Annotated in this window: 9 protein-coding genes; 6 read left to right on the top strand and 3 right to left on the bottom strand. The window is 71.9% G+C overall.

What is annotated here, in order from left to right; translation table 11 throughout:
- Positions 1 to 1,977, bottom strand: a 1,977-nt coding sequence (locus tag HUX53_RS15445) for a sensor histidine kinase (protein WP_176403887.1), incomplete at its 3' end; no start/stop codon positions are given.
- A gap of 536 nt (positions 1,978 to 2,513) precedes the next feature.
- Between HUX53_RS15445 and HUX53_RS15440 the strand changes: the two genes are divergently transcribed.
- On the top strand, positions 2,514 to 4,031 hold the full coding sequence (locus HUX53_RS15440) for a M20/M25/M40 family metallo-hydrolase (RefSeq protein ID WP_176403886.1): 1,518 nt from the start codon (positions 2,514 to 2,516) through the stop codon (positions 4,029 to 4,031).
- 51 nt (positions 4,032 to 4,082) lie between these two features.
- Here HUX53_RS15440 and HUX53_RS15435 read toward each other — a convergent pair whose 3' ends face one another.
- Complete coding sequence (locus HUX53_RS15435) at positions 4,083 to 4,943, bottom strand: LLM class F420-dependent oxidoreductase (protein ID WP_255205286.1); 861 nt, start codon at positions 4,941 to 4,943, stop codon at positions 4,083 to 4,085.
- 30 nt (positions 4,944 to 4,973) lie between these two features.
- Here HUX53_RS15435 and polA point away from each other — a divergent pair, with 30 nt between their 5' ends.
- Positions 4,974 to 7,607: a DNA polymerase I gene (gene polA / locus HUX53_RS15430; protein WP_176403885.1), complete on the top strand. Its 2,634-nt coding sequence runs from the start codon at positions 4,974 to 4,976 to the stop codon at positions 7,605 to 7,607.
- On the opposite strand, the gene HUX53_RS15425 is transcribed toward polA, so the two are convergent.
- A complete protein-coding gene (locus tag HUX53_RS15425; RefSeq protein ID WP_176403884.1) occupies positions 7,604 to 8,662 on the bottom strand; it encodes a maleylacetate reductase in 1,059 nt (352 codons plus the stop codon). The two genes, polA and HUX53_RS15425, sit on opposite strands and share 4 nt — an antisense overlap.
- Positions 8,663 to 8,724: 62 nt before the next feature.
- On the opposite strand from HUX53_RS15425, the gene HUX53_RS15420 reads away from it, so the two are divergent.
- The 4 genes from HUX53_RS15420 to HUX53_RS15405 all read left to right on the top strand — a co-directional run.
- Positions 8,725 to 9,222, top strand: a complete 498-nt coding sequence (locus tag HUX53_RS15420; RefSeq protein WP_176403883.1) for an inorganic diphosphatase — start codon at positions 8,725 to 8,727, stop codon at positions 9,220 to 9,222.
- A 106-nt stretch (positions 9,223 to 9,328) separates the two neighbouring features.
- Entirely contained in the window at positions 9,329 to 10,129 is an 801-nt protein-coding gene (locus HUX53_RS15415; RefSeq protein ID WP_176403882.1) for an SAM-dependent methyltransferase, read from the top strand.
- Between the two features lie 57 nt (positions 10,130 to 10,186).
- Positions 10,187 to 10,735 carry a carboxymuconolactone decarboxylase family protein gene (locus tag HUX53_RS15410; protein ID WP_176403881.1) on the top strand — a complete coding sequence of 183 codons (549 nt, stop codon included), beginning with the start codon at positions 10,187 to 10,189 and terminating at the stop codon, positions 10,733 to 10,735.
- 43 nt (positions 10,736 to 10,778) lie between these two features.
- The coding region (locus tag HUX53_RS15405) for a hypothetical protein (protein ID WP_176403880.1) at positions 10,779 to 11,036 on the top strand (258 nt) is incomplete at its 3' end.

The following is an 11,036-nucleotide window of genomic DNA, read 5'->3' as shown; positions in this document are numbered from 1 at the left end:
TGTGGGGTGTAGGGGGCCGTGGGAGATGTGCGCTTGCGTGGTCGGGGGGGGCGGCCGAGGTGGAGAAGGTGCGGGCGCGGGAGGGAGCGGGCGGCCGAGGCGGGGCGAGCCGGCCCGGGACGCGCCCGGCTGGGGCACCGTCGCGCCCTCGCCGATCGCGTGCCACTGCTCGTCCATGACCACCAGGGCGTGCGGGATCAGCACGATTGCGGTCGTCCCCCCGTAGGCCGAGGGCTGCAGCGAGACCTTGACGTCGTGCCGGGCCGCGAGCCGCGCGACGACGAACAGGCCGAGCCGCTCGGTGTCGACGAGGTCGAACTCGACCGCGTTGGCGAGCCGCTGGTTCAGCGCGTCCAGCTCGTCGGGGTGCAGGCCGATGCCGCGGTCGACGACCTCGACCGCGAGCCCGTTGGCGACGGTCTCGACCTTGACGGTGACCTCGGTGGTCGGCGGCGAGTAGGCGGTGGCGTTCTCGATCAGCTCGGCGAGCAGGTGGATGACGTCGGCGACGACGTCCCCGGTGACGGCGGCCGCCGACGCGCCGGTCACCTCGATGCGGGTGTAGTCCTCGACCTCGGCGACCGCGGCGCGCACCACGTCCTCGGCGGCGACCGGGTGGTCCCACGCGCGGACGGTCGGCGAGCCGGACAGGATGACCAGGCCCTCGGCGTGCCGCCGCATGCGGGTCGTGAGGTGGTCGAGGCGGAACAGGTCGTCCAGCTCCTCGGGGCTGGAGGCGCGCCGCTCCATCTGGTCCAGCAGCCGCAGCTGCCGGTGCAGCAGCGACTGGCTGCGCCACGACAGGTTCACGAAGACGCGGTTGATGCTCGCGCGCAGCTCCGCCTCGCCGATCGCGGTGCTGATCGCCTGCCGCTGGACGGTCTCGAACGCCTCGCCGACCAGCGCGACCTCGCGGGTCTTCCCGGCCGGCGGGCGGGGCGTCTCGGCCTCCAGGTCGACCCGTTCACCGCGGCGCAGCCGCGCGACGACGCGGGGCAGCCGCTCGTTCGCCAGTTCCTGCGCCGACCGCTGCAGCTTGCGCAGCTCGTCGGCGTGCCGGCGGGCGAACAGCAGCGACAGCACGATGGAGGCGATGACGGCGAGCAGCCCGACGCCGCCCGCGAGGTAGACCCGCAGCATGATCCGCTGCCCGGCGGGCTCGACCTCGTCGTGCTGGAGCACCTCGCCGGCCTTGTAGGTGGTGGCGAGCCACACCTGCCCGGCCGCCTTGGTGGCGGCCTGCCAGCGCTGCGGGTTCGGGGCCTTGCCCTGCTGGACGATGGCGGTCTCCAGCGCCACGAACTGGGCGTAGGCGGGGGAGTTCACCAGGCCGCTCATGGTCTGCGCGACCTTGCCTTCGAGTCGGCTCTGGCCGAGCTGGAGCAGTTCGTCGCGGGCGCCCGCCCACTGCGCGAACGCGGCGCGGCCGCCGGACTTCAGCCGGCCGCGCAGGCTGGTGATCAGCAGGTCCTCGCGCAGCATGAAGTCGCGCGACCAGTACATGTACAGGACGCCGTTGGTCTGCTTGAAGACGTCCAGGTCGTCGATGTTCACCAGCGTGCTGAGCAGCCGGACCGTGTTGTCGAACGCCTCGCTGTAGATGTCGATCGCCTGCAGCACGGTGATGTTCCGCGAGGTGATCTGGGACCGGACGCTGGCCAGCTGGTCGAACTGGTTGCCGACGTTGCGGGTGCGCTGGACCGTGTCCTCGTCCATGTTCTTGGTGGCCTCGGGGGAGAGCGCCGACTTGCGGAAGGCCGCCACCGTCTTCTGGGTCTTGGCGATCGCCTGCTCGAACTTCTGCTCCGTCGCGGGCGACGGCGCCGTCAGCGCGGCGATCGCGGCGGCGCGCTCCTCCTGCACCGCCTGCATGGCGAGGTTGGACGGCTGGCCGACGCGGTCGTGGTTGCCCGCGTACTGGATCCGCCACAGCGCGTCGCTGATCGCGGGGACGGCCGAGAAGGCCCACAGTGCCACGAGCGATACGAGCGGTACCGCCAGGAGCAGGACGATCCTCCGCCCGATCGGACGCGTGTGCGGACGCCCGTGGGATCTGTGCACCTGTTCGGGACTCGACAACGGCCCACTCCTGATCGTCGGCGGCCACCTGCAAGGGATCACGAAGCATACTCACGCCGTTTTGTCCGTAGCCAGGTGTCTCACCTGCTGGAACTTGCATCCGGGGAAGTACGGAGCGGGCCGGCGGGCGCGTCCGGGGGAGGATGCGGGGCCGCCGCCCGCTCGTGGACGTTTCCGCAGGTCAATGCGGCCCGATTGGCGGCCATTCGGGGCTGACCTCGGAGAATGCGCGGCGGCCGCGCCATTGACGATCGACACGAGCCGTGGATCCGGCCGGGACGGACGGTAATCGCGGGAACAATGTCGATCTTGGGAGGCAAGGGCAAAAAGAGACCAATATTGGCCGTTTTGATGCAAAGTCGTGTCTTGTTGTGGGAATTGACGCGTGTCAGGCTTCGGGTTGCTTCGTCCCCCCCACAAACGGAGACCTAGTCATGCGCAGAGCCGCGCTCGCAACCCTCGCCGGGCTGTCGCTCGCAGCCACTACCGTGGCCGCGGTGCCCGCCCAGGCCGCCGGACCGGCCCACTCCAAGCTGGCCAGGCTGGTCAAGCTGAAGAACGTCCGCCACCACCAGCTGAACCTGCAGAAGATCGCGGACGCCAACGGCGGCAACCGGGCCGCCGGGCTCCCCGGCAACAAGATCACTATCAAGTACATCGCCGACCAGCTCAAGCGGGCCGGATACAGCCCCACGGTGCAGAACTTCACCTTCGACTTCTGGCAGGAGCAGTCGGAGGCGGTCTTCGCCGAGACCGCGCCCGAGGCGAAGACGTTCGCGCCGGGCACCGACTTCGCGACCATGCAGTACTCCGGGTCGGGCGACGTCACCGCCGCCGCGACCCCCGTCGACAGCGACGCCACCGGCGTCGGCAGCGGGTGCGAGGCCGACGACTTCGCCGGCTTCCCGGCGGGCCACATCGCGCTGATCCAGCGCGGCGGCTGCTTCTTCTCGCTGAAGACCGACAACGCCATCGCCGCCGGCGCGTCCGCCGTGGTCATCTACCAGCTCCCCGACCAGCCCGGCCCCGTCGCGGGCACGCTGACCACGCCGTACGACATCCCGGTGATCGGCCCGACCAACGCCGTCGGACGGGCCCTGGTCGACCAGGCCAACAACGGCGGTGTGACGCTGCGCGTGAAGACCGACGTGCTCAACGACAAGCGCGAGGCGTCCAATGTCATCGCCGACACCAAGCGCGGGCGGTCGGACAACGTCGTGGTCGTCGGCGCCCACAACGACAGCGTGATCGACGGCCCCGGCATCAACGACGACGGCTCCGGCACCGCGACGCTGCTGGAGATGGCGAAGCAGATCCGCAAGCTCGGCCCCAAGGTCCGCAACACGGTGCGGTTCGCGTTCTGGGGCGCCGAGGAGGAGGGCCTGCTCGGCTCCCAGCACTACGTCGACAGCCTCTCCCAGGCCGAGCGCGACAAGATCGCGCTCAACCTGAACTTCGACATGCTCGCCTCGCCCAACTACGTGAACTTCGTCTACGACGGCGACAACAGCGCCGGGCAGAACAACGTCGAGGCGCCCGCCGGATCCGGCGCGATCGAGAAGGCGTTCAACGACTACTTCGCGAAGCGCAAGCTGGCGACCGACCCGACCCCGTTCAACGGGCGGTCGGACTACAACGCCTTCATCACCGTGGGCATCCCCGCCGGGGGCCTGTTCACCGGCGCCGAGGGCATCAAGACGCCCGAGCAGGCGGCGACCTACGGCGGCACCGCCGGGGTGGCCTACGACCCGTGCTACCACTCGGCGTGCGACCGCTACGACAACGTGAACCTCAAGGGCTTCGACCAGATGATCGACGCCACCGCCGCGGTCACCCAGAAGTTCGCGCACAGCACGCTCACGGTCAACGGCAACGAGCTCGCCAGGCGAGCCCCCGCCCAGGCCAAGAAGCGCATCGTGCCGGACGAGATCGGCAACTACGCCACCCGGTAACCCCGTCCTCGTGAGGGACGCGCCCGGCTCCGGGCGCGTCCCTCACCCGTTCTAGGCGAGCGCCTCGGAGATCGCGCGCAGGGCGGGGCGAGGGTCGTCCTCGCCCAGCACCTGGACGGCCACCTGGTCGGCGCCCGCGTCCAGGTGCCCCGTCACCCGCGCCGCGAGCGCCGCCGCGTCGCCCTGTGCGATCAGCGCGTCCAGCAGGGCGTCGCTGCCGTCGTCCGCCACGTCCTCGTCGGTGAAGCCCAGCCGCTTGAAGTTGTTCACGTAGTTGCGCAGCCGCAGGTAGTACCCGGCCGACTCCCGCGCCAGCGCGCGGGCGCGCCCGGTGTCGGTGTCGAACACGACCTTCTGCTCGGGGACGAGCAGCGGGCCTGCGCCCAGCGTCTTGCGCGCCTCACGGGTGTGCTCGGGCGTGGTGAAGTACGGGTGCGCGCCCGCCGCGCGCTCCGCCGCCAGCCGCAGCACCTTCGGGCCGAGCGCCGCCAGCACCCGGCCCTCCACCGGGACGCTGGCGGCGTCCAGGTCGTCGAGGTAGCGGACGATCGTCTCGTACGGGCTGCGGTACTCCTGCGTCGCCTCCGGGTGGCCGACCCCGACGCCGAGCAGGAACCGGCCGCCGTGCGCCTCGTTGAGCCGGTGGTAGGACGCGGCGACCTCATTGGCCGGCGTCGCCCACATGTTCACGATGCCGGTCGCGATCACGAGCCGGTCGGTGGCCGCGAGCAGCCGCTCGGCGATCTCCAGGTCACCGCGCGGTGAGCCGCCGATCCAGATCGTGCCGTAGCCGAGGTCCTCGACGTCCTTGGCCAGGTCCCCGTCCAGCGTGCTCCACGGCCGCCAGATCCCCAGCCGGCTCAGTTCGATCTTGTCCATGTCGCCCCTCAACACCTCGCGCGGACGTTTCATGCCCCCTTCCCCGGTGCCAGGATTAGAGACATGACCGACCGGCCCTGCCTGCTGCTCCTGGACGGCCACTCGCTGGCCTACCGGGCGTTCTACGCGCTGCCGGTGGAGAATTTCAGCACCACGGCGGGGCAGCCGACGAACGTCGTCTACGGGTTCGCGAACATGCTGGCCAACGTGTTGCGGGACGAGCGCCCGACGCACGCGGCCGTCGCGTTCGACGTGTCGCGGCGGACGTTCCGCACCGAGGCGTTTCCGGAGTACAAGGCGACCCGGGCGCGGTCGCCGGAGGAGTTCGGCAGCCAGCTCGGCGTCCTGGACCGGCTCCTCGCGGCGATGAGCCTGCCGGTGCTGCGGGCGCCCGGCTTTGAGGCCGACGACGTGATCGCGACACTCGCGACGGCGGCGGAGGCGGACGGCATGACCGTGCTGATCGTCACCGGCGACCGGGACGTCCTCCAGCTCGTCAGCGACCGCGTCACCGTCCTGTACTTCTACCGGACGGCCTCGGAGATGATCCGATACACGCCCGAGGCGGTGCAGGGGAAGTACGGGCTGACCCCCGAGCAGTATCCCGACTTCGCGGCGCTGCGCGGCGACCCGTCCGACAACCTGCCGAGCATCCCCGGCATCGGGGAGAAGACGGCCGCCAAGTGGGTCCGCGAGTTCGGGTCGCTCGACGCGCTGCTCGGCCGTGCCGGCGAGGTGAAGGGCAAGGCGGGGGAGAAGCTGCGCGCCGCGCTCGACTCGGTGCGGCTCAACCGGCGGCTGACCGAACTCGTCCGCGACGTGGACCTGCCGCTGCGGCCCGCCGACCTGCGGCGCCGCCCCTACGACCTGTCCGCGTTCACGTCCCTGCTGGACGAGCTGGAGTTCCGCAACGCCAGCCTGCGGCAGCGCCTCTTCGCCGCCGACCCCGGCGGCGGGCGCGCCCGGGAGGCGGCGCGGCCGGAACCGGTCAAGGGCCGTGAGCTGGGCCCGGACGAGCTGGCCGGCTGGCTCCAGTCCCACGCGACCGGCCTGACCGGGCTGGCCACCGATGACACGTGGGTGCGCGGCGCCGGCGACATCGCGCGGCTCGCGCTCGCGACCGGCGACGGGTATGCGGCCTCGTTCGAGCCGTCCGGCCTCACCGAGGACGACGAGCGCGCGTTCGCGGCCTGGCTGGCCGATCCAGGCCGTCCCAAGGCGCTGCACGACGTGAAGTCGCTGCTGCGCGCGTTCGGCGAGCGCGGCTGGCGGCTCGGCGGCGTCGCGACCGACATCGCGATGGCCGCCTACCTGCTGCTGCCCGGCCTGGCCGCCTACGGGATCGCCGACCTCGCGGGCCGCCACCTGGGGCGCCGCCCGCCCGCCGACGGCGCGGCCGGGCTGATGCTGAGCGCCCGCGCCGTCCTCGACCTGGCCGGGACGTTCGCCGCCGACCTCGCGTCCACCGGCATGGACGAGGTCCTCCGCGACGTCGAACTGCCGCTCTCGGACCTGCTGGCCCGCGCCGAACGCGCCGGAATCCACGTGGACGCCGGCCTCCTGGACGAGCTGGAGCGCCACTTCGCGGACGCGTTGGAGCGCGCCGCCGACGAGGCCGCCGAGATCGCCGGCCGCCGCTTCAACCCCGGTTCGACGAAGCAGCTCCAGGAGGTGCTGTTCGGCGAGCTGGGGCTGCCCAAGACCAAGAAGATCAAGTCCGGCTACTCCACCGACCTGGACGCGCTGACCTGGCTCGCCACCCAGACCGACAACGGCCTGCCGGAGGTGCTGCTGCGCCACCGCGACCAGGCGCGGCTGCGCGCCACGGTCGCCGGGCTGATCCGGGAGATCGGCGCGGACGGCCGCATCCACACCTCGTTCCAGCAGACCGTCGCCGCGACCGGCCGGCTCACCTCCACCGAGCCGAACCTGCAGGTCATCCCCGTCCGCACCGAGGAGGGACGGCGCATCCGCCGCGCGTTCCTGCCCGGCGACGGCTACGAGTCGCTGATGACGGCCGACTACGGCCAGCTCGAACTGCGCGTCATGGCGCACCTCTCCCAGGACCCGACGCTGCTGGCCGCGTTCGAGTCCGGCGAGGACCTGCACGCGACGATGGCCGCGCAGGTCTTCCAGGTCGCCGCCGAGGCCGTCACCCCCGACATGCGGCGCAAGATCAAGGCGATGTCGTACGGGCTGGCGTACGGCCTGTCGGCGTTCGGGCTCGCCAAGCAGCTCGGCATCCCGATGGCGGAGGCGCGCCCGCTGATGGACGCCTACTTCGCGCGGCTCGGCGGCGTCCGCGACTACCTCGACCACGTCGTCGCCGAGGCCCGCGTCACCGGTTACACCCGCACGATCCTGGGCCGCCGCCGCTACCTGCCGCATCTGACCAGCGACAACCGGCAGCGCCGCGAGACCGCCGAGCGGATGGCGCTGAACGCGCCGATCCAGGGCTCCGCCGCCGACATCGTCAAGATCGCGATGCTCCGGGTGGACGAGGCGCTCACCGAGGCCGGGCTGCGCAGCCGGCTGCTGCTCCAGGTGCACGACGAGATCGTCCTGGAGGTGGCGCCGGGCGAGCGGGACGCCGTCGAGAAGGTCGTCCATGACCGGATGACGGCCGCCTACCCGCTCACCGTCGGCCTGGAGGTCGCGATCGGCGCCGGCGCCGACTGGAACGCCGCCGCCCATTAAGCCACTGGCGGACGCCCCTCCCACGCGTTGCGGAGCAGAACCCGCAGGCCGGCCTCCTCGACCGGACGCGGGTTGGCGAAGCCGCCGCCGACGGCCCGTGCGACGACATCCTCCAGGTGAACAGGGTCCGCGCCCAGTTCCTTGAGCGAACGCGGCAGCCCCAGCGAACCGGACAGATCCCACAGCGCACGAGCCGGATCGTCCCGTCCCAGCGCCCGCCGAAGCTCCGGCACGGCGGCCGGCGCGTTGTAGGCGAGCGCGTGCGGCAGCAGGACGGTATGGGTCTCCGCATGCGGCAGGTTCAGCAGCCCGCCGAAGATGTGGCACAGCTTGTGGTGCAGGCCCATGGTCGTGGCGCTCAGGCACGTCCCGCACAGCCACGCCCCGTACAGGGCGCGGGTCCGCGCGGCCAGGCCGCCGGGCTCCCGGACGACCTCCGGCAGCGCCCCGGCCAGCTCCCGGACCGCCTCCTCCGCCATCAGCGAGACGATCGGCGAGGCGTCCGGGGCATAGAGCGCCTCGGCGGCGTGCGCCATCGCGTTCATCGCCGACGCCGCCGACACCGCCGGCGGCAGGCCCAGCGTCAGGGACGGGTCGTAGAGCACCGTCCGGGCGAGGACCCGCTCATCCCGCCCGGTGCGCTTGACGCCGTCCTCCGTCATGCCCCACGTCGGCGTCATCTCCGACCCGGCGTACGTCGTCGGGACGGCCACGATCGGCAGGTCCGTCTCCTTGGTGACCGCCTTCGCCAGGCCGACCGCAGATCCGCCGCCGAACGAGACGAGACCGTCCGCCCGGGCGGCCTCGGCGACCCGGCAAGCCTCTGCCGCCGCCTCAACCGGGACGTGCATCACAGCCCCGGCGTGCACGCCCGCACCCCGATTACCCAGCAACGACGCGGCACGCTCGGCGCCGGCCCGCCGCCCCGGCGTCGACAGGACGAGCACCCGGGACAGGCCGAGCGCGTCCACCTCGGCGGGCAGGTCCCCGAGCACGCCCTTCCCGAACACGACCCGGACGGGAAGCGGCCGGTAGGCGAATCGCAGCGCGTCCATGCCCCGACCATACGATCACCCGCTCTTTCCCCGGGTAGGGTCCCCGGAAGGGGGAGGTACTCATGGAGATCGAGATGGTCGTCGAGATCCCCGGCGGCTCGCGCAACAAGTACGAGATGGACCACAGGCTCGGCCGCATCAGGCTGGACCGGATGCTGTTCACGGCGACCCGGTACCCGCACGACTACGGCTACATCCCCGACACCTGCGCGGAGGACGGCGACCCACTGGACGCGATGGTGCTGCTGGAGGAGCCCACGTTCCCCGGCTGCCAGATCACCGTCCGCAGCATCGGCGTGTTCTGGATGCTCGACGAGAAGGGCCCGGACGCGAAGGTGCTGACCGTCCCGTCGCGGGACGTCCGGTACGCCGGGATCAACGACCTGCCCGACGTGCACGAGCACATCCTCGACGAGATCGCGCACTTCTTCGACATCTACAAGAGCCTCGAACCGGGCAAGTCCGCCGACGTCCGCGGTTGGCAGGACCGCCAGGTCGCCGACCGGACCATCACCGAGGCAGCCGAACGGGCCCGCACGGCCCAGAGCACCACGGCCTGACCCCGCCCCGGCGGGCGTGACGCACCTCACCCGCCGGAGCCCGGACCGGGCGTGTAGCGTCGTGGATCTTCCAGAGTGGATACCGCCTGGTACCGGAGGTGGGCGTATGAGCACCGAGGGCGACGGGATCCGCGCGGACCGGCCGGTGTCGGCGCGGGTCTGGGACTACTGGCTCGGCGGCAAGGACCACTACGAGGTGGACCGGATGGCGGGGGAGAAGGTCGCCCGGCAGGTGCCGGGGATCGTCGCCGCCGCCCGCACCGACCGGCTGTTCCTCGGGCGGTGCGTCCGCCATCTGGCGGGCGAGGAGGGTGTGCGCCAGTTCCTCGACATCGGCACCGGGCTGCCGACCGCCGACAACACGCACGAGATCGCGCAGCGCGTGGCGCCGGAGTCGCGCATCGTCTACGTCGACAACGATCCGCTGGTCCTCGTCCACGCGCGTGCCCTCCTCACCAGCTCGCCGGAGGGCGCGACCAGCTACATCGACGCCGACGTCAGGGATCCCGGGCGCATTCTGGAGGAGGCGTCGGCGACGCTCGACTTCAGCCGGCCCGTCGGGCTGATGATGCTCGCGCTGCTGCACCTCATCACCGATGACGACGAGGTGCGGAGCATCCTGGACACCCTCGTCGGCGCGCTCGCACCCGGCAGTTTCGTGGCGCTGTCGCACGCCTGCCTGGACGTGGACGTCACGCACACCGCCGTCAAGGCGTGGAACGAGAGCGGCACCCCGCACCCGCTCAAGGCGCGGACCAGCGCGGAGATCGAGGCGCTGTTCGACGGCCTGGAATTGGTCGAGCCCGGAATCGTGTCGTGCGCCCGGTGGCGCCCCGAACCCAATCCGTGGGGCGAGCCGCAGGAGACCATGACCTTTTGTGGAGTGGCGAGAAAACTTTCCGTGTGAGGGCGTTCGTACGAGGATCGGGGGCATTGTCCGACACCGTTCCTCCGGAGGCAGTCCTTGGCGCACATCGAATTGGACGAGAGCATTCCCGGGCTGCCGTCCCTGCTCCGGTTCCGGCCGGAGACGGCGGGCCCGCTGAGCGCGCTCGCCGAGGCCCTGCTGCGCGGCCCGAGCCCGCTCGAACGCGGTGAGCGGGAGCTGATCGCGGCCTACGTGTCCGAACTGAACGGCTGCCGGTTCTGCGCGTCGTCGCACGGCGCGTGCGCCGCCGCGCAGCTGCCCGGCGGGATGACGCTCGTCCAGCAGGTGCACGCCGATCCGGACGCCGCGCCGGTGTCCGCCAAGCTCAAGGCGCTGCTGGCCATCGCCGCCGCCGTGCAGCGCGGCGGCCGGGAGGTCGGCGACGCGCATATCGCCGCCGCGCGCGAGGCCGGCGCCACCGACGTGGAGATCCACGACGCCGTGCTCATCGCCGCCGCGTTCTGCATGTACAACCGGTACGTGGACGGCTTGGCCACCAGCGCCCCGGAGAACCCGGCCGCGTACGCGCAGATGGCCGAACGGCTCATCGCCCACGGCTACGGGAGCGCCGCGGGCCCGCGCTGAAACCGGTTGGCCGGGGAGCGCCCCGGGGCGGGAAGATGGGCCGGTGAAGATCCGGCTCGCTGGTGGTGTGGTGGCTTCCGGGCGGCATGCCTGGATCGCCCGGCCGTCCGGTCCCGTGCGGCTGGTGGACCAGGCCGACGCGCCACCCGGAGCCGCCGCCGCGCTCGGCCCCGGCGGGGCGTCCGACGCGGACGTGGAGCAGGCCGTCCTTGAACTGACCCGGCTGGTGGCGGACGGCGGGACCGTCGCGGCCGGCGCCGGCGTCGATCTCGGCGCGGGGTTCCGGTCCGCGCGGCTGGAC

This window comes from Actinomadura sp. BRA 177, from assembly GCF_013372625.1.
In the GTDB taxonomy this organism is placed as follows: Bacteria; Actinomycetota; Actinomycetes; order Streptosporangiales; family Streptosporangiaceae; genus Spirillospora.
Note: the sequence above shows the minus strand (reverse complement) of the source record. Positions and strands in the feature narration are given on the sequence as shown.